Annotated in this window: 17 protein-coding genes and 1 pseudogene; 9 read left to right on the forward strand and 9 right to left on the reverse strand. The window is 70.1% G+C overall.

Features of this window, described 5'->3' with window-relative positions; translation table 11 throughout:
• Window positions 1–19: 19 nt before the first annotated feature.
• The 3 genes from AB0I52_RS06340 to AB0I52_RS06350 form a co-directional block, all read right to left on the reverse strand.
• A complete protein-coding gene (locus AB0I52_RS06340; RefSeq protein ID WP_363069460.1) occupies window positions 20–445 on the reverse strand; it encodes a CBS domain-containing protein in 426 nt (141 codons plus the stop codon).
• A 134-nt stretch (window positions 446–579) separates the two neighbouring features.
• Entirely contained in the window at window positions 580–1,371 is a 792-nt protein-coding gene (locus AB0I52_RS06345; protein WP_363069462.1) for a DUF305 domain-containing protein, read from the reverse strand.
• Window positions 1,368–2,054, reverse strand: a complete 687-nt coding sequence (locus AB0I52_RS06350; RefSeq protein ID WP_363069464.1) for a DUF3105 domain-containing protein — start codon at window positions 2,052–2,054, stop codon at window positions 1,368–1,370. The genes AB0I52_RS06345 and AB0I52_RS06350 overlap by 4 nt, the downstream gene beginning before the upstream one ends.
• Window positions 2,055–2,297: 243 nt before the next feature.
• Here AB0I52_RS06350 and glnA point away from each other — a divergent pair, with 243 nt between their 5' ends.
• Window positions 2,298–3,659, forward strand: a complete 1,362-nt coding sequence (gene glnA / locus AB0I52_RS06355) for a type I glutamate--ammonia ligase (RefSeq protein ID WP_362957188.1) — start codon at window positions 2,298–2,300, stop codon at window positions 3,657–3,659.
• Window positions 3,660–3,782: 123 nt separating this feature from the next.
• Here the strand turns inward: glnA and AB0I52_RS06360 are convergent, their stop codons facing one another.
• Together AB0I52_RS06360 and AB0I52_RS06365 are read right to left on the reverse strand one after the other, a co-directional pair.
• A complete protein-coding gene (locus AB0I52_RS06360) occupies window positions 3,783–4,325 on the reverse strand; it encodes a sugar O-acetyltransferase (RefSeq protein ID WP_363069466.1) in 543 nt (180 codons plus the stop codon).
• Between the two features lie 67 nt (window positions 4,326–4,392).
• Window positions 4,393–5,331, reverse strand: coding sequence for a LysR family transcriptional regulator (locus AB0I52_RS06365; protein WP_363069468.1), 939 nt, complete (start codon window positions 5,329–5,331; stop codon window positions 4,393–4,395).
• Window positions 5,332–5,433: 102 nt separating this feature from the next.
• Between AB0I52_RS06365 and AB0I52_RS06370 the strand changes: the two genes are divergently transcribed.
• From AB0I52_RS06370 to AB0I52_RS06380, 3 genes and pseudogenes are all read left to right on the forward strand, one after another.
• Window positions 5,434–5,658, forward strand: coding sequence for a cold shock domain-containing protein (locus tag AB0I52_RS06370; RefSeq protein WP_363069470.1), 225 nt, complete (start codon window positions 5,434–5,436; stop codon window positions 5,656–5,658).
• Between the two features lie 106 nt (window positions 5,659–5,764).
• Window positions 5,765–6,973, forward strand: a complete 1,209-nt coding sequence (locus tag AB0I52_RS06375; RefSeq protein WP_363069472.1) for an NADH:flavin oxidoreductase — start codon at window positions 5,765–5,767, stop codon at window positions 6,971–6,973.
• 111 nt (window positions 6,974–7,084) lie between these two features.
• Window positions 7,085–7,373: pseudogene (locus tag AB0I52_RS06380) on the forward strand (hypothetical protein).
• A gap of 105 nt (window positions 7,374–7,478) precedes the next feature.
• On the opposite strand, the gene AB0I52_RS06385 reads toward AB0I52_RS06380, so the two are convergent.
• The gene (locus AB0I52_RS06385) at window positions 7,479–8,069 is read right to left on the reverse strand and encodes a TetR family transcriptional regulator (protein WP_363069474.1); all 591 of its coding nucleotides are present in this window, start codon (window positions 8,067–8,069) and stop codon (window positions 7,479–7,481) included.
• Window positions 8,070–8,227: 158 nt separating this feature from the next.
• Here AB0I52_RS06385 and AB0I52_RS06390 point away from each other — a divergent pair, with 158 nt between their 5' ends.
• The 3 genes from AB0I52_RS06390 to AB0I52_RS06400 all read left to right on the forward strand — a co-directional run bounded on the left by AB0I52_RS06390 (window position 8,228) and on the right by AB0I52_RS06400 (window position 11,092).
• On the forward strand, window positions 8,228–9,727 hold the full coding sequence (locus AB0I52_RS06390) for an MDR family MFS transporter (RefSeq protein WP_363069520.1): 1,500 nt from the start codon (window positions 8,228–8,230) through the stop codon (window positions 9,725–9,727).
• A 120-nt stretch (window positions 9,728–9,847) separates the two neighbouring features.
• Window positions 9,848–10,075, forward strand: a complete 228-nt coding sequence (locus AB0I52_RS06395) for a hypothetical protein (protein WP_363069476.1) — start codon at window positions 9,848–9,850, stop codon at window positions 10,073–10,075.
• Window positions 10,076–10,297: 222 nt separating this feature from the next.
• Window positions 10,298–11,092, forward strand: coding sequence for a putative protein N(5)-glutamine methyltransferase (locus tag AB0I52_RS06400; RefSeq protein WP_363069478.1), 795 nt, complete (start codon window positions 10,298–10,300; stop codon window positions 11,090–11,092).
• Window positions 11,093–11,138: 46 nt separating this feature from the next.
• On the opposite strand, the gene AB0I52_RS06405 is transcribed toward AB0I52_RS06400, so the two are convergent.
• Window positions 11,139–11,687, reverse strand: coding sequence for a pyridoxamine 5'-phosphate oxidase family protein (locus AB0I52_RS06405; protein WP_363069480.1), 549 nt, complete (start codon window positions 11,685–11,687; stop codon window positions 11,139–11,141).
• 169 nt (window positions 11,688–11,856) lie between these two features.
• Between AB0I52_RS06405 and AB0I52_RS06410 the strand changes: the two genes are divergently transcribed.
• A complete protein-coding gene (locus AB0I52_RS06410) occupies window positions 11,857–14,847 on the forward strand; it encodes a bifunctional [glutamine synthetase] adenylyltransferase/[glutamine synthetase]-adenylyl-L-tyrosine phosphorylase (RefSeq protein WP_363069482.1) in 2,991 nt (996 codons plus the stop codon).
• A gap of 61 nt (window positions 14,848–14,908) precedes the next feature.
• Here AB0I52_RS06410 and AB0I52_RS06415 read toward each other — a convergent pair whose 3' ends face one another.
• Both AB0I52_RS06415 and AB0I52_RS06420 read right to left on the reverse strand, forming a co-directional pair.
• A complete protein-coding gene (locus AB0I52_RS06415; RefSeq protein ID WP_363069522.1) occupies window positions 14,909–15,805 on the reverse strand; it encodes a phosphatase PAP2 family protein in 897 nt (298 codons plus the stop codon).
• Window positions 15,806–15,959: 154 nt separating this feature from the next.
• A complete protein-coding gene (locus tag AB0I52_RS06420) occupies window positions 15,960–17,030 on the reverse strand; it encodes a LacI family DNA-binding transcriptional regulator (protein WP_363069484.1) in 1,071 nt (356 codons plus the stop codon).
• A 381-nt stretch (window positions 17,031–17,411) separates the two neighbouring features.
• Between AB0I52_RS06420 and AB0I52_RS06425 the strand changes: the two genes are divergently transcribed.
• Entirely contained in the window at window positions 17,412–18,689 is a 1,278-nt protein-coding gene (locus tag AB0I52_RS06425) for an extracellular solute-binding protein (RefSeq protein ID WP_363069486.1), read from the forward strand.
• The last annotated feature ends 17 nt before the right edge of the window (window positions 18,690–18,706 follow it).

Genomic DNA, 18,706 nt, shown 5'->3' on the forward strand with positions numbered 1-18,706 from the left:
AGGCCGTACGCGGTGCGGGTCAGCTGCGGGAGTAGACCTTCTCGGCCCAGCCGGCGATCTGGTCGTCGGAGAGGTGCTGCGCCAGATCGGCCTCGCTGATCATGCCGACCAGCTTCTTGTTCTCGACCACGGGGAGCCGCCGGATCCGGTGGTCCTGCATCTCCTGGAGCACGTCCTCCACCTCGGCGCTCGCGTCGATCCAGCGCGGTGTGCCCTGCGCGAGGTCGCCCGCGGTCACCTTCGAGGGGTCCCGGCCCATCGCCACGCAGTCGATCACGATGTCGCGGTCCGTGAGGATGCCGATCATCCGGTCCTCCTCGCTGCTGGCCGAGATGGGCAGCGCCCCGACCTTGTGCTCGCGCATCAGCTGGGCGGCGCGGTCGAGGGTCTCGTGCGCCGGGATCCAGGTGGCGCCGGTGTGCATGATGTCCTTGGCGGTGGTCATGGGGTTTCCTCCTGCGTGCCGGTGAGCACTGCCGTACGACCCCGAGCGAACCCATCGTCATGGGTCCGTTCGGGGTACGCGACCGCTATCACCCATTCAGGTGAATTTGCGCGATCGGGAACCTTTTGGGTTCCTCAGGCGCGGGGTGCCGAGCCGCGCTCCGCCAGCATCCCGGCCATCGCGTCCAGCTCGGACTGCTGGGCCTCGACCATGCCCTGGGCCAGCCGCTTCTCCGCCTTCACGGTGCACAGGCCCGCGCAGCCGCGGGCCATGTCGATGCCGCCCTTGTGGTGGTCGGTCATCAGCTGGAGATACAGGATCTCGGCCTGCTTGCCACTGACCTTGCGGAGCCGGCCGAGCTCGGTACGGGTGGCCATGCCGGGCATGAGGGACCCGTCGTGGGCCTGGTAACCGCTCCCGTGCCCCGACATCCCTTCCATCCCCTCCATCCCGTCCATATCGCCCATGCCGTGCCCATCGTGCCCACCGGCACTGGGACCGGCACCGGCACCGGCATCGGGACTGGCCCCGGCCCCACCGGCCATCCAGGCCATCGGCTCCTGCCCGGCGGCCACCTTGGGCAGCTCCCACAGATCCAGCCAGCCGAGCAGCATGCCCCGCTGGTTGGCCTGCGTGTTGGCGATGTCGTACGCCAGCCTGCGCACGTCCTCGTCCCGCGTACGGTCCCGCACGATGAAGGACATCTCCACGGCCTGCTGGTGGTGGACCGCCATGTCCTGGGCGAACCCGGCGTCCGCCGAGTCCGCCGCGGGCGTGCGCGGGGCGGACTCGGACGCGGCCGCGTGGTGGTCCGCCCCGTCGTCCCGCGCGGAGGCCACCGTCGCGGCGCCCGCGAACAGCACCGCGAGCGCGACGGCGGAACCCGCCACCCACCGAGTGCGCCGGGTGCGCTCCGTAACCGTCACTCCGCCCCCCGCCCGCCCGTGCACGCCGCGCCCGGCTCGGGCGTCTGCGGCCCCTGCACGTACTTGGAGAAGAACTGCGCCACCCGGGGGTCGTCGGCGCCGTCCACCGTGACCTGCTTGCCCCAGGCGCTCAGCATGATCGTGCCGGCCTGGTCCTCGTACGGGCTCATCAGCGAGTACGGGGTCTTCTCGACCCGCTCGGCGAGCTTGTCCAGGTCCGCGGCCGGGGCCTTGTCCGTGTACGTCACCCACACCGAACCGTGCTCCAGCGAGTGCACGGCGTTCATGTCGGGGATCGCCTTCTTGTACACCTCGCCGTCGCAGTTCATCCATACGGGGTTGTGGTCACCGCCGACCGGGGGCTTCATCGGGTACGTCACGGTCTTGGTGACGTGGTTGCGGGTCAGCTTCTTCGCGTCCCACGTCTTCTCGCCCTCGATGGCGCCCGCGGCCGTGTCCTTCCCGTCCGCCCCTTGCTGCTCCGACACCTTCGCGTCGGCGGACTTCTGGTCCGCCGAGGCCTCGGACTTGTCGAGCAGTGTGTAGCTGCCGAAGGCGACGAGACCTGCGACGACGACGGCGCTGAGGCTTATGGCCAGCACACGGTTGCGGCGGTCTCGCGCGCGGTCGGCGTTGCGCATCTGCTCTATGCGGGTCTTGCGGTCGTGGCTCTCGTGGCTCATGTCGTGGGTCCTTCTGCGAAGGGGCGATGAGGGTCTGGAACAGGTCGGAAAACCGGTGTGCGCAGGGCGGTTGCGAGGCCGCCGCATCCCTTGCCCACCATGGCCGACGATCGTAGTGGGTGGCTGCGTGCCCCATCTCACGTCGTGTGCGTAATCTGGGTGAAATCCCGGGTCGTGATACTGGAGTTTCCCCCCTACCCCGGGCGGTGGTGCACGGACCGTCTGAACTGCAAGGATGTGGCTATGGACAAGCAGCAGGAATTCGTCCTCAGGACACTTGAGGAGCGGGACATCCGGTTCGTCCGGCTGTGGTTCACCGACGTGCTCGGTTACCTCAAGTCCGTGGCCGTGGCCCCTGCCGAGCTGGAGCAGGCGTTCGACGAGGGGATCGGCTTCGACGGCTCGGCCATCGAGGGCTTCGCCCGGGTCTACGAGTCGGACATGATCGCCAAGCCCGACCCGGCTACGTTCCAGATCCTGCCCTGGCGCGCCGAGGCCCCTGGCACGGCCCGGATGTTCTGCGACATCCTGATGCCGGACGGCTCGCCGTCCTTCGCCGACCCGCGCTACGTGCTCAAGCGCATCCTGGCCAAGACATCCGACCTGGGTTTCACCTTCTACACCCACCCGGAGATCGAGTTCTTCCTGCTGAAGGACAAGCCGGTCGACGGCAGCCGTCCCACCCCCGCCGACAGCTCGGGCTACTTCGACCACACCCCGCAGAACGTCGGGATGGACTTCCGCCGCCAGGCGATCACGATGCTCGAATCGATGGGCATCTCGGTCGAGTTCAGCCACCACGAGGGGGCCCCAGGCCAGCAGGAGATCGACCTGCGGTACGCGGACGCGCTCTCCACCGCCGACAACATCATGACGTTCCGCCTGGTCATGAAGCAGGTCGCGCTGGAGCAGGGCGTGCAGGCGACGTTCATGCCGAAGCCGTTCTCGGAGTACCCCGGCTCGGGCATGCACACCCACCTCTCCCTCTTCGAGGGCGACCGCAACGCGTTCTACGAGTCCGGCGCCGAGTACCAGCTCTCCAAGGTCGGCCGCTCCTTCATCGCGGGCCTCCTCACGCACGCCGCGGAGATCTCCGCCGTGACCAACCAGTGGGTCAACTCCTACAAGCGCATCTGGGGCGGCTCCTCCCGCGCCGCGGGCGCCGGCGGCGAGGCTCCCTCGTACATCTGCTGGGGCCACAACAACCGCTCCGCGCTGATCCGGGTCCCGATGTACAAGCCCGGCAAGACCGGCTCGGCCCGCGTCGAGGTCCGCTCCATCGACTCCGGCGCCAACCCGTACCTGACCTACGCGGTCCTGCTGGCCGCCGGCCTCAAGGGTGTCGAGGAGGGCTACGAACTCCCGGCCGGTGCCGACGACGACGTCTGGGCCCTGTCCGACGCCGAGCGCCGCGCGATGGGCATCGAGCCCCTCCCGCAGAACCTGGGCGAGGCGATCTCGCTGATGGAGAAGAGCGAACTGGTCGCCGAGACGCTGGGCGAGCACGTCTTCGACTTCTTCCTGCGCAACAAGAAGCAGGAGTGGGAGGAGTACCGCAGCGAGGTCACGGCCTTCGAGCTGAAGGCGCTGCTGCCGGTGCTGTAACCACGCGTCAGCGCCGTTGAGGCGCTTGTACGTGGCTTCGGGCCGACGGTGTGACACCTGTCGGCCCGAAAGTATTTGGACGCATCGGGCTGCCCTCGGCCCTGGAGCCGACCGGAGCGGTGGTCACCACCGTCGCCGCACGGTCGCCTTACCGCCGGTCACCAGGCTGGCCGGCGGGACGTCATCGGCCACGACCGAGCCGGCCGCGATGACCGCATCGCGGCCGATGCTGACGCCCGGCAGGATCCTGGCACCGGCGCCGATCCACACGTTCTCCGCCACGTCGATGGGCGCGCCGGTCAGCCATTCCCGACGCTCTCCGGGATCGACCGGGTGGCCGAGGGTGATGAACATGACGTTGGGTCCGACCATCACCCGCTCGCCGAGCCGGATGCCGGCGTAGTCCAGGAACGTGCAGTTCTGGTTGATGAACACGCGCTCCGCGAGGTCCAGATTCAGGCCGTGGTCCGTGTAGAAGGGCGGATAGATCGTGACTTTCGGCGGCAGCGGCTTGGCGAAGATCTGTTCGAACAGTTCCGCCTTGCCCGCCTCGTCCTCGAAGGGCAGGACGTTCAGGCGGGAGGTGAGCTGGGTGGCCCGCAGGACCCGCTCGGACATGGCCTGGAATTCGGGGCTGTGGATGCGCATGAAACGGTCGCTGGGCAAGTCACGGTCCTTTGTCTTTGTCCGGTGTGGTGGTGGGCTGGGCAGGGCTCGTCGGCGCCCGGCCGGTTCACCTCTGTGGCCTCGTTGCCCAGGCCGGGCGCCAGACCGGCCCGGGGAGCCCCGGCAGGCTGTGGAGGTGGGTGATGACTCCGCGAAGTCCTGGATGCGGATTCGTCGCGGGGAGGATGAGCGAGAGCGGGTAGGCGAGCGTCGGATTCACTACGGGGATGCGACGCAGGTCGTGGTCCGCCGGCCAGATGTACCGGTCACGCGCGCCGACGAGGGTGGCCACCTCCGCGGAGTCCGCGAGGGTGTCCAGGAGTACTTCGTCCCCGAAGTGCGGGCCGGCCGCGTCGATGCGCAGGTCGAAGTCGATGGCGAGCTGGTCGTAGAACTCGGACCATTCGCTTCGGGGCGCGATGCCCGGTACCCAGATCCGGTGCTTGCTCAACTGTGGTGGCGTCAGTTCGCGCGCGGAGGCGAGCGGATGCCCCGGGCCGACGAGGAGTTCCAGCGGGGAGTCGAACGCGTGGATCATCCGTACGTCGGGCGGCAGGACGGCCGGGTCGGTGACGGTACGGAACGAGGCGTCGATATCGCCCGACTCGACGGCGGCGACCGCCACGCGTGGGTCGTTGACCCTGAGGGTCACCACGTCCAGCTCGCTTCCGGGATGCGACCGCCAGTAGTCGTGCAGCAAGACGGCCTGCGCGCTCCGCAGGCCGAGAACGTCGATCCGAAGGGCCCGGGAGCCCGGTCTGACGGCGGTGACGGCGCGCTCGACACCCGCCACGACGCTCCGCGCGTGGGGGAGGAACGCCTGACCGTCGAGGGTCAGCTCCACCCCTCGGGGGGTGCGGGTGAACAGGCGGACCTCCAGCTCGCGCTCCAGGGCGGCGATCCGCTTGGAGACCGCCTGCTGTGTCACGCCCAGCTCGTCGGCGGCGTGCCGCAGCCGTCCCAGCTCGGCCGCCCGGACGAACGTGCGCAATGCCTCGGTGTCCACCGGTTCAGTCTAGGTACGTACAACTGATCGTTGTGGCTGCCGAGGGTCGGTTGTGGGGTACCCGCACGGGTCTGCGCGGGCGGTGCCCATATGATCCGGCTCATGGTGACTGCGACGGTTCGGGAGTGGCGCGACGAGGAAGGGTGGGGCGTGCTCGATTCCCCCGAGACGCCTGGCGGCTGCTTCGGCCACTACTCCGACATACAGAAGCGCGGTTTCCGCAATCTGACGCCCGGACAGCGGGTGGACCTCGTCTGGGAAGCGCCCGGTTTCAAACAGGACGGGTACGACTACCGCGCGCTGAGCATCGTGCCTCGATCCGCCTGACGCCCGCAGTCGTCCCGGAGTCGTCGGTGACCACCTGCGGGCACGGACCCGATCCACGACGGCACCACTACTGACTATTCGTCAGTTCTCTGCGATGCTGCGCGCCATGCCTGACGAATCGGGAGCAGCGAAGGACGCGTCGGACGGCGCACCGGATGTGCTGGCACCGGCCCGGCTGGGGCCGCTGAGGCTGCGTAACCGGGTGATCAAGGCCGCGACCTTCGAGGGCGCCACCCCCGAGGCGCTGGTCACCCAGGAGCTCATCGACTACCACCTGCGCCCCGCGGCGGGCGGCGTCGCCATGACCACCGTCGCCTACTGCGCGGTGTCCCCGGAGGGCCGCACCGAGCGCCGCCAGCTGTGGATGCGGCCCGAGGCCCTCCCCGGACTGCGCGGGCTGACGGATGCGGTGCACGGCACCGGGGCCGCGGTCTGTGCCCAGCTGGGCCACGCCGGACCGGTGGCGGACGGCCGTTCCAACGGACTGCCCGCCCTCGCCCCGATGGCCGGCTTCAACCCGCTCAGCATGCGCCGCAACAAGGCGGCCACCGCCGATGACATCGCCCGCGTCGTCGAGGCCCACGCCGAGGCGGCGTTACTGGCGGCCGACGCCGGCTTCGACGCCGTGGAGATCCACCTCGGCCACAACTACCTGGCCAGTGCCTTCCTCAGCCCCCGCCTGAACCGTCGCACCGACGCCTTCGGCGGCTCCCTGCGCGCCCGCGCCGCCGTGGCGCTGGGCATCACCCGGGCGGTACGCGACGCGCTGGGCGACCGCCTCGCCATCACCGCCAAGCTGAACATGAAGGACGGCGCGCCCGGCGGGCTCACCCTGGACGACAGCCTCCAGGTCGCACGATGGCTGGAGGAGGACGGCTCGGTGGACGCCCTCGAACTGACGGCGGGCAGCTCCCTGTTGAACCCGATGTACCTCTTCCGGGGCGACGCCCCCATCACCGAGTTCGCGGCCAACTTCCCGCTCCCGCAGCGCCTGGCGATCCGGGCGCTGGGCCGCGCCTTCTTCCGCACCTACCCGTACCAGCCGCTGTACCTGCTGGACGCCGCCCGGCAGTTCCGCGCCGCGCTGAGGCTGCCGCTGATCCTCCTGGGCGGCATCACCGACCGCCAGGGCATGGACCGCGCCATGGCGGAGGGCTTCGAGTTCGTCGCCATGGCCCGCGCCCTGCTCCGCGAACCGGACCTGCTGCACCGCATCGAGAGCGACACCGCCACCCGCTCGGAGTGCATCCACTGCAACCGCTGCATGCCAACGATCTACACGGGGACCCACTGCCCGCTGATCGATGGACGGTAAGGGCGTTGTACGGGGACTGAATGGCCGCGACCCCTTGAGCCGCGACCACCGTCTGGCGGAGCTGCGGGCGGAGATCGCCACGTTGGGCACGCCGTGACGAGAGGGGTGGGCATGTCGCGGATCGAAGGTGCACGGCTGTTCCGGGAAACCTGGATCGCCGGAGTGCGTCAGCACTTTCCACGACCAGGTGCGGCAGTTCATCGAGCTCACCGGTGGCCACGCTTCGCGGCTGACCCGTGAGCAGAAGGACCGCTCCGTCGCGACCTGCTGGACGGCCCAGATGTTCAAGCACTTCGGGGACCCGAAGCCCGGGTACGTGGCGGACTGGCCCGATCTCCCGTCCTGGCAGCAGGAGACCGGCGCCGACATCTTCGAGGCCATCGAGAAGGCGCTGGGCTGACTTCCCGGGCAGGCTCCCGCGCCGACGCCTACGCGTGAAGGGCCGACGGTCACGCGACCGTCGGCCCTTCTCCGTGTTCCCCCGCGCACGCCCGGCGCCAAGGGCTCAGGTGAAGCTCCGCCCCATCTCGTCGAGGATCTCGTCGATCACCTCGGCCGGCTCGCGGGCCAGGTCCTCCTCGATCCACATCCGCATCGCGATCCGGATCGACGAGAGGAATGCCGCCGCGAGGACCAGGGGGCGGACGGGGCACGTCGAGTGGCCCCGGCGGGCGGCCACCGCTTCGGCCAGGTCGCGTTCCAGGGCCGCGTGGTTGGCGAGCTGGCGGGCGAGCAGGGAGGGGTGGCGCATGGCCAGGCGGGTGCGGACGGCCCATTCGCGTTCCGGGGGTGCCAGCCGTTCGGCGAACTGCGTCGCCGTTGCCCGCAGCGCGGTCCAGGCGCTCTCCTCGGCGGGGCGTTCACGTACCGCGCGGACGAGGTCTCCTATCTGCTGCTCCTCGCCGTACAGGAGGGCGTCCTCCTTGCCGGTGAAGTAGTTGGAGAACGTTCTGCGGGAGATCCCGGCCGCGTCCGCGACGGCCTCCACCGTGACCTGGTCGAAGCCGTGCTCGACGGTCAGCCGCAGCGCCGCTTCGTGCACGGCCTGCCGGGTGGCTTCCTTCTTGCGTTCCCGCAGTCCCACAGAGCGCTCCATGGGGGTCATTATCTACCCGTCGGTTATTGTTGCGCAGTGGGCAAAATTGCCCAACGGGCATGTACGGTGAGCTTCTGTTTTCTCCCCTGCCCTGTTCACATACCTCCTGGAGGCTGAGCGTGAGCGCTCAAACGGCCGCGCCGACCGACGTCGCGCCCATGGACCACCGCCACATCCTGCGCGCGCTGAGCGGTCTGCTCATCGTGCTCTTCGTGGCGATGACCAGCAGCACGGTGGTCTCCGTCGCGCTCCCGCAGATCATCGGCTCCCTCAACGGGACGCAGTCGCAGTACACCTGGGTCGTCACCGCGATGCTGCTGGCCTCCACGGCCTCCACCCCGATCTGGGGCAAGCTCGCCGACCTCTTCAGCAAGAAGCTGCTGCTCCAGATATCCATCGGCATCTTCGTCGTCGCGTCGGTCGGCTGCGGATTCGCCCAGTCCACCGAGCAGTTGATCGCCTTCCGTGCCCTCCAGGGCCTGGGCATGGGCGCGCTCCAGGTGCTCGTGCAGGTCATCATCGCGGCGATGATCAGCCCCAAGGAGCGCGGCCGCTACAACGGTTACCTCGGCGGCGTCATGGCCGTCGCCACGGTCGGCGGCCCGCTGCTGGGCGGTTTCATCACCGACACCTCGTGGCTCGGCTGGCGTTGGTGCTTCTTCGTCGCCGTACCGTTCACGCTGATCGCCTTCGTGATGCTCACCCGCACCCTGCACCTCACCGAGATCCGGCGCCCCGACACCAAGGTCGACTACCTGGGCGCCTCGCTCATCGCCGTCGGCGTCAGCGTGCTGCTCCTCTGGGTCACCTTCGTGGGCAACGACTTCGACTGGCTGTCCTGGCAGACGGCCGCCATGGTCGGTGCGAGCGCGGTGATCCTCGGCGGGGCCGTGGCCGTGGAGGCGCGGGTCAAGGAGCCCGTCGTGCCGCTCCACGTCGTACGCCGCCGGGACCCCGCCCTCGCCATCATCGCGAGCCTCGCGGTCGGTATGGCGATGTTCGGCGGGGCGGTCTTCCTCGGTCAGTACTTCCAGATCGGACGCGGCTACTCGCCGACCGAGGCCGGACTGCTCACCATTCCACTGATGTTCGGCGTGCTGGTCTCCTCGACCGTGGCCGGCCGGATGGTGTCGAGGACGGGCAAGGTGAAGCCGTTCATCATCGCCGGCGTCGTCGTCCTCACCCTCGGCTTCCTGGGGCTGTCCACCATCGACCACGAGACACCGCTCGTCCTCGTCTCGATCGGCATGCTCGCGGTCGGAGTCGGCGTCGGCATGTCGATGCAGAACCTCGTTCTCGTCCTCCAGAACACCGTCCCGCTCAGTGAACTCGGCGCGGCCAGCGGCGCGATCACCTTCTTCCGCTCGCTCGGCGGCACCATCGGCGTCTCGGTCCTCGGCGCCGTCCTCGCCAACCAGGTCGCCACGAAGATCGCAGCCGGCCTGACGAAGATCGGCGTCGATCCGGCGGCCTCGTCCTCCGGCGGCTCCACGCTGAACGTGGCGGCCATGCCGCCGGAGATCCGCGAGGTCGTGCGGGCCGCGTACGGCGACGCGACGGGGCACATCTTCCTGATCTCGGCGGCCATCTCGGTCGTCGGCGTGATCGCCGCCCTGTTCCTCACCCCGACCAAGCTGCGCGACAGCGTGGATCTGTAACCGGCGCAGGCGGGGCGGGCTCCGGGGCGGTGTCCAACCCCCGGAGCCCGTGAGTCCGAGTGGACTGCACCTGTCTGATCACTGACAATGGCACCTGAGGTCATAGTGGACGGGGGAGCCATGGTTGAGATCTTCGTACTGTTCGGCGCCCTGCTGAGTGTGGTCGTCTTCCTGATCGTGAAGCTGATACTGAAGGAACGGCGCCGTCCCACGGACAACTTCGACGGCCAGCAGATCGAGCGGCACCACAGCGCGGAGGCGCGGCACATCCGGGCCGCCAACACATCGGTCGCCGTCCACAACCGCTTCATCGACGGCGGCAACGACTGGCGGCCCAAGAAGCACTGACGCCCGGCGGGCCGGAACGGACCGGGCCCCGCTGGGGTAGGGTGACGCTTCCCCGCAAGGGGACGTGACCTGAGAACGTGTCCCCGCACGGGGACGTACTGAAGGAGGTGGGACCCATTACCGCTGTATCAGGCTGGGTGCTCACCCCTCGTCAACGCGTGGCCGGCCGGACATAACCGACCGCGGAGCACTCATCGGCGTTTTCCCGAAAGGCTCCGCTTCATGCCGGTCCCGCTGTCACCGCTTGCCCTCTCCACCCTCGTCACCACACTCCGCACCGCAGGCTGCGTATTCGCCGAGGACGAGGCGGACCTGATCGCCGCCACCGCCACCGACCCCGCCGCGCTCGCCGCCATGGTGGAACGCCGCGTCGCCGGTCTCCCCCTGGAACACGTCCTGGGCTGGGCCGAGTTCAGCGGGCTGCGGATCGCCGTGGACCCCGGGGTCTTCGTCCCCCGCCGCCGCACCGAGTTCCTGATCCGGCAAGCCGTGGAACTGGCCCCGAGTCCCGCCGTCGTGGTCGACCTCTGCTGCGGGACGGGCGCGCTCGGCGCCGCGCTCGCCGCGGCCCTGGACGGGGTCGAGCTCCACGCCTCCGATGTCGAGGCCGCCGCCGTGCGCTGCGCCCGGCGCAACATCGGCGAGCTGGGCCGGGTCTACGAGGGCGACCTCTTCGCACCGCTGCCCGACTCGCTGCGCGGGCGCGTGGACGTACTGCTCGCCAACGTGCCGTACGTACCGACCGGGGATGTCGCACTGCTCCCCGCGGAGGCGCGCGTGCACGAGCCGCTGGTGGCGCTCGACGGAGGCGGCGACGGTCTCGACGTGATGAGGCGGGTGGCCGCCGAGGCGCCGCAGTGGCTGGCACCGGGCGGCAGCCTGCTGGTCGAGACGAGCGAACGGCAGGCGGCCCGTGCCGAGGACGCCGTGGGCGGCAGCGGGCTGAACCCGCGGGTGGTCTCCTCCGACGAGCTGTACGCCACCGTCGTGATCGGGACCATGCCCGCAGCGCCCTGAGGCGGGAGCGGCGGGCGCGAGCGGGGCCGGCCGGTCCGGCGGCCCCTCAGGCGAAGCGCCAGCGGGTCTGGGTGAACGGGTCGCCCTTGCCGAAGCCGAAAACCGTGCGCGGGGACACGGCGAAGACCTCGGCCCGGTTGCCCTGGGCACCCACGAACACGCCGTCGGCGACATCGAAGTGCCACACCGCTCCGTACTTCGCCTCCCAGGCCCCGGCGAGACCGCTCAGCAGGCCCCCGTCCGTCACCCGGTCCGCCCGGCCCTCCACCACCAGGTCGAAGCCCTCCGCCCAGGTGCTGGTGCCGGTGGTGAGGACCACTTCGGGGTTCGCCGCGAGATTGCGGGCCTTGCGCTCCTCGGCGCCCGTGCAGAAGTGCAGCGCGCCCCGCCACCAGACCCCGATCAGCGGGGTGGCGTGCGGGCGGCCGTCCGGGCGCACGGTGGTCAGCCAGTACAGCTCGGCGCCGGCCAGCAGCCTCTGCGCGTCGGCCCAGCGGGCGGGCTCCGCGCCGGGGCTGCTGAAGCGAGGATCCAGCTCGGTGCGCGGCTCGGTCGGGCCGGTGCTCTGTTCGGTGTGGGGTTCGGCTGCGGACATGGTCGGGCCTCCCGGGCGGGTGCTGCGTCGGGTACTCAAGGGGATGCGTCGGGTACTCAAAGAGATCGTGCCTGTGAAGTGCAGACTGTGCGCCCGCTCCCTATTCATCGGTGCGGGACTACGCTCGTACAGCTGGAACGTGATCGGGCGGCGAGCAGGAGAGCACGGAATGACGACGTTGCCGGGGCGCAGGAGCAGTACGTTCACCCGATTGCTGCGGCACGGATTCACCGACCCGTCCGCCGCCGAGCGGCTGCTCGACCTGCCGGAGCTGTCCTCGGTGCGCTCCGACCCCGTTCTGCTCGAAGCGCTCGGTGCCACCGCCGACCCCGATCTCGCGCTGCGCGGCGTCGTACGGCTCGTGGAGGCCGAGGAGGCGGACGAGCGGCAGATCCTGCTGGACACACTCGTCACCGCCAAGCCACTGCGGGACCGGCTGCTCGGGGTGCTCGGGGCGTCCGAGGCGCTCGGCGACCACCTGGCCCGCCACCCGCGCGACTGGCAGGCCCTCGTCACGTACGAGGCCACCGATCTGCACCCCGGGGTGGCCGAGTTCGAGCACGAGCTGGCCGGGGCCGTCGATCCGGACGCGCTGCGCGTCGCCTACCGCCGGTGCCTGCTGTCGATAGCGGCCCGGGATGTGTGCGGCACGACGGATGTCGCCGAGACCGCCGCCGAACTGGCCGACCTGGCCACCGCGACCCTGCGGGCCGCGCTCGCCATCGCCCGGACGGCCACGCCCGAGGACGCCGCGCAGTGCCGCCTCGCCGTCATCGCCATGGGCAAGTGCGGCGGCCACGAACTGAACTACGTCTCCGACGTCGACGTCATCTTCGTGGCGGAACCCGCCGACGGCGCCGAGGAGAGCGCGGCCGTCCCGGCCGCCACCCGGCTGGCCGCACACCTGATGCGGATCTGCTCCGACACGACCGGCGAGGGCACCATCTGGCCCGTCGACGCCAACCTCCGCCCGGAGGGCCGCAACGGGCCCCTGGTGCGCACCCTGTCCTCGCACCTCGCCTACTACCAGCGCTGGGCCAAGACCTGGGAGTTCCAGGCGCTCCTCAAGGCCCGGCCGGTGGCCGGCGACCCCTCGCTGGGCGCCGAGTACGTGGACGCCGTCGCGCCGCTCGTCTGGCAGGCCGCCGACCGCGAGAACTTCGTCTCCGACGTGCAGAAGATGCGCCGCCGGGTCATCGACACGATCCCCGCCGACCGGGTCGACCGCGAGATCAAGCTCGGCCCCGGCGGACTAAGGGACGTCGAGTTCGCCGTACAGCTGCTCCAGCTGGTGCACGGCCGCAACGACGCCACCCTGCGCAGCGGCTCGACCCTGGACGCGCTGGGCGCCCTCGCCCGCGGCGGCTACGTGGGCCGGGTGGACGCCGCGCAGCTGGACGACGCCTACCGCTTCCTGCGCGCCATGGAGCACCGCATCCAGCTCTACCGGCTGCGCCGCACCCATCTGGTCCCGGAGGACGAGCCGGATCTGCGGCGGCTCGGCCGCTCCCTCGGCATGCGGACCGACCCCGTCGCCGAGCTCAACCAGGCCTGGAAGCGGCACGCCTCCGTGGTGCGCCGGCTGCACGAGAAGCTGTTCTACCGGCCGCTGCTCGACGCGGTCGCCCAGCTGGCCCCCGCCGAGTCCCGGCTCAGCGCGAAGGCCGCCGCGCTCCGGCTCGAAGCCCTCGGCTACGAGGACCCGGCGGCGGCGCTGCGGCATCTGGAGGCCCTGTCGTCCGGCGTCTCGCGCAAGGCCGCCATCCAGCGCACGCTGCTGCCGGTGCTGCTCGGCTGGTTCGCGGACTCCGCCGACCCGGACGCCGGACTGCTCGGATTCCGCAAGGTGTCCGACGCACTCGGCAAGACCCCGTGGTACCTGCGGCTCCTGCGCGACGAGGGCGCGGCGGCGGAGAACCTGGCCCGGGTGCTGTCGGCCGGCCGGCTCGCCCCCGACCTGCTGCTGCGCGCCCCCGAGGCGGTGGCGATCCTCGGCGACCCGCAGGGGCTGAAACCGCGCGGCCGCAACGCCCTGGAGCAGGAGGTGCTGGCCGCGGTGGGGCGGGCCGAGGACGCCGAATCGGCGGTGGCCGTGGTGCGCGGGGTGCGGCGGCGCGAACTGTTCCGGACGACGTCCGCGGACCTCATCGGCTCCTACGGTACGGAGGAGAGCCCCGCCGAACCGGACCCGGGCGCGCTCGTCGACCGGGTCGGCAGCGCGGTCACCGATCTGAACGCCGCCACGATCGCCGGGGCGCTGCGGGCCGCCGTGCGCGCGGAGTGGGGCGACACCCTCCCCACGCGGTTCGCCGTGATCGGCATGGGCCGGTTCGGCGGGCAGGAGCTCGGCTACGGCTCCGACGCGGACGTCCTGTTCGTCCACGCGCCGCGCGAGGGCGTCGACGAGCAGGAGGCGAGCCGGGCCGCGAACCGGGTGGTGGCCGAGATGCGCAGGCTGCTTCAGCTGCCCACCGCGGACCCGCCGCTGCTCATCGACGCCGATCTGCGTCCCGAGGGCAAGAGCGGGCCGCTGGTCCGCACCCTGAAGTCGTACGAGGCGTACTACCGGCGCTGGTCGCTGGCATGGGAGAGCCAGGCACTGCTGCGTGCCCAGCCGATGGCCGGCGACGCGGATCTGGGCCGCGACTTCATCGAGCTGATCGATCCGCTGCGATATCCGGTGGAGGGGCTGGGGGAGGACGCGGTCCGTGAGATCCGGCGGCTGAAGGCCCGGATGGAGTCCGAGCGGCTGCCGCGCGGCGCGGACCCGACGCTCCACACCAAGCTGGGCCGGGGTGGGCTGAGCGACGTGGAGTGGACGGTGCAGCTGATGCAGATGCAGCACGGCTGGGCCGAGCCGGGGCTGCGGACCACCCGGACCCGTGAGGCGCTGGCCGCCGCCTGCGCGGCGGAGCTGATCTCCGGCGAGGACGCGCAGACGCTGGACGAGGCGTGGGTGCTGGCCACCCGGGTCCGCAACGCGGTGATGCTGGTGCGGGGGAGGCCGGGCGACACGTTTCCGTCCGGGCCGCGGGAGCTGACGGCGGTGGGGCGGTACCTGGGGTACGAGCCTGGCCATGTCGGGGACATGCTGGACGACTACCGGCGGATCACGCGCCGCGCGCGGGCGGTGGTGGACGAGCGGTTCTACGGGGCGTGAGGGTGCCACGCCCTCCGGGCGTACGACGGGGGCTTCGCGGACACGACCCGGCCCCGGCGCGTCAGTTCCGGCCCGCCGCTGTTCCCTCCCGGTGGACCGAGAGCGCCGACAGCCGGGGGCGGCGGGTCGTTTTCGGGCGGATCTGTCTGGGCAGGTGGTGCGGCAGCGCTCCGTACCAGGCGTACGACACCGCGTAGCCGAACGCCAGGCAGGCCATGCCGCCCACCGCGTCCAGCCAGAAGTGGTTCGCGGTCGACACGATCACGATCAGGGTGACCGCCGGGTAGAGCAGGGCCAGGATCTTCGCCCAGGGCGCGGAGGCCAGGGCGAAGACGGTCAGTCCGCACCACAGCGACCAGCCGATGTGCATCGACGGCATCGCCGCGTACTGGTTCGACATGTTCTTGAAGTTGCCCGAAGCCATCGAACCCCAGGTCTCGTGGACCATGACCGTGTCGATGAACTTGCTGCCGTTCATCAGCCGGGGCGGTGCCAACGGGAACAGGTAGTAGCCGGCCAGCGCGGCCGCCGTGGTCGCGAACAGGGCCAGCCGGGCTGCCGCGTAGCGGCCGGGATGGCGGCGGAACAGCCACACGAGCACGCTGATGGTGATGATGAAGTGCAGTGTCGCGTAGTAGTAGTTCATCGCCACGATCAGCCATGTCACCGAGTTGACCGCGTGGTTGACCGACTGCTCGACGGCGATGCCCAGGAACCGCTCGACCGACCAGATCCAGTCGGCGTTGGCCAGGGCCGCCGCCTTCTGCTCGGGGACGGCGTTGCGCACCAGTGAGTACAGCCAGTAACTGACCGCGATCAGCAGGATTTCGAACCAGAGGCGTGGCCGTCTGGGGGACCGCGGGGCACGCAGCCCTGCCAGGCTGCGGTCACGCAGTCTGCGCATCCGGTTCACGTCGCCGGGTTGCTTCGCGTTCGCCTCGGGAGCCGCCTCGTTCACGATGGGTGACGGGGTGGCCTCCGTGCGGCCTTCCTGTGGTCTCACGCTCAATTCACCCATAGGCACAGAGTCTGCCAGATTTGCTCCCTTCGCCTGATGATCCTCCGGCCGGGAGCGGGGTGCACGTCCTGCGGACTGGTGCACGTCCTGCGGACTACGGGTGTGCGTGGGATCCTTGGACGGGCGGGGCGGCGGAGGAGGCCGCGCCGGGGCCGGGACCGGCGGCGGTGGAGCCGCGCACGACCAGCTCGGGCATGAAGACGAACTCGCTGTGCGGGGCGGGTGTGCCGCCGATCTCCTCCAGGAGCGTGCGCACCGCGGCCTGGCCCATCGCCGTGACCGGCTGCCGGATCGTGGTCAGCGGCGGATCGGTGAACGCTATGAGCGGGGAGTCGTCGTAACCGACCACCGACAGATCGCGCGGCACGTCCTTGGAGAGCCTGCGAGCGGCCCGGATCGCACCGAGCGCCATCATGTCGCTCGCGCACACCACCGCCGTGCAGCCCCGCTCCATCAGCGCGGAGGCGGCCGCCTGGCCGCCCTCCAGCGTGTACAGGGAGTGCTGGATCAGCCCCTCCACGTCGTCCGGGGCGAGGTTCAACTGCTCCCGCATCGTGGCGTGGAAGCCCTCGATCTTGCGGACCACGGGGACGAACCGCTTGGGGCCGACCGCCAGTCCGATCCGGGTGTGGCCCAGCGACACCAGATGCGTCACCGCCAGCCGCATCGCGGCCCGGTCGTCCGGTGAGATGAACGGTGCCTGCACCTTGGGCGAGAAACCGTTTACCAGTACGAAGGGGACTCCCTTGGCACGCAGTTGCTCGTAGCGCCGCATATCGGCCGAGGTGTCGGCGTGCAGTCCGGAGACGAAGATGATGCCCGAGACGCCGCGGTCGACCAGCATTTCGGTCAGCTCGTCCTCGGTGGAGCCGCCGGGCGTCTGGGTCGCCAGCACCGGGGTGTAGCCCTGCCGGGTCAGCGCCTGCCCGATGACCTGGGCGAGCGCCGGGAAGATGGGGTTCTCCAGCTCGGGCGTGATCAGGCCGACCAGACCCGCGCTGCGCCTGCGCAACCGTACGGGCCGTTCGTAGCCCAGGACGTCGAGCGCGGCGAGGACGGATTCGCGGGTGGCAGCGGCAACACCGGGCTTGCCGTTCAGTACACGGCTGACCGTCGCTTCGCTGACCCCCGCCTGAGTTGCGATATCGGCAAGCCGTGCGGTCATGGGACTGGACTGTACCGGGAGTGGGTCGGATTGCCCACCATGCACAGGATTCGGACGCGGGCGGGCGCGGGGCGGGCCGGTGGTGCCGTCCTGGGACCCACCTGCGGAGTGCCGCAGCAATATCTTGCAAGGTCTTGCGGAGCCGGTCTGCGGGCTGCGGTCAGATCGTCGGACTGCGGAATCGCGGGTGGTGGCCTGCCCCTGCCAGGGTTCAGGGGTCCACGTCAAGAGGCTTGACGGCAACCTTGAGGACACGCGAATGTAACGATCGTCGAAGCTTGCAGAAATCTTCCGCAAACTCTTTCGGCCTTCTTTCATCCTTGTTACGTTCACGTCGACCCGGCGCCGCGACGGAGCGGTACGGCAGTTGAAGGAGTTCAGATGCGACGTGGCATAACGGCCACCGCCCTGGTCGCGGCCCTGGCGCTCGCGGCGACCGCCTGCGGCAGCGATGACGACAGTTCCAACGGCACGTCCAAGAGCTCGGGCGAGCTCTCGGGCACCGTCACGTGGTGGGACACCTCCACCGCGGGCAGCGAGGACAAGGTCTTCAAGAAGATCGCCGAGGGCTTCGAGAAGGAGCACCCGAAGGTCGACGTCAAGTACGTCAACGTCCCCTTCGGTGACGCGCAGAACAAGTTCAAGAACGCCGCGCAGGCCGGCTCCGGCGCTCCCGACGTGATCCGCTCCGAGGTCGCGTGGACGCCCGAGTTCGCCGACCTCGGCTACCTCGCCCCGCTGGACGGCACCCCCGCGCTCCGGAAGGCGGACGACTTCCTGAAGCAGGCCGCCGCGTCCACCGAGTACAAGGGCAAGACGTACGCGGTGCCGCAGGTCATCGACTCCATGGGCATCTTCTACAACAAGAAGATCTTCAAGGAGGCCGGCGTCGAGGTCCCCACGACCGTCGACGAGCTGAAGACCGTCTCCAAGAAGATCAAGACCAAGACCGGCAAGACCGGCTTCTACCTGCGCGGCGACGACGCGTACTGGTTCCTGTCCTTCCTGTACGGCGAGGGCGGCGACATGGTCGACGCCGCCGACAAGTCCGTCACCATCGACAACCCGGCCGGCGTCAAGGCGATGAAGGTCGTCAAGGACCTGGTGGACTCCGGTGCCGCCAAGACCGACGCGACGGACGGCTGGGAGAACATGCAGTCGTCCTTCAAGGACGGCAAGGTCGCGATGATGATCAACGGCCCGTGGGCCGTCGCCGACACCTACACCGGCAAGGAGTTCAAGGACAAGGACAACCTGGGCGTCGCCCCGGTCCCGGCCGGCTCCGCCGGGCAGGGCGCCCCGCAGGGCGGTCACAACCTCGCCGTCTACGCCGGTTCCAAGAACCTCGACGCCTCCTACGCCTTCGTCGACTACATGACCTCCGTCAAGACCCAGGCCCAGGTCACCAAGGAGCTCAACCTCCTGCCGACCCGCACCTCGGCCTACGCGCAGGAGAGCGTCGTCGACAACGAGATCGTCGGCTTCTTCAAGCCGGTCGTCGAGAGCGCCGTCGAGCGCCCCTGGATCCCGGAGACCGGCAGCCTCTTCGCGCCGCTCGTCACCGAGTACACCAAGGTCCTCACCGGACAGACCACGCCGGAGAAGGCGGCCAAGACGACCGGCGACTCCTACCGCAAGCTCCTCAAGGGCTGGAAGTAACCCAGGAAGGCAGGCCG

Source organism: Streptomyces sp. NPDC050423 (assembly GCF_040655445.1).
In the GTDB taxonomy this organism is placed as follows: Bacteria; Actinomycetota; Actinomycetes; order Streptomycetales; family Streptomycetaceae; genus Streptomyces.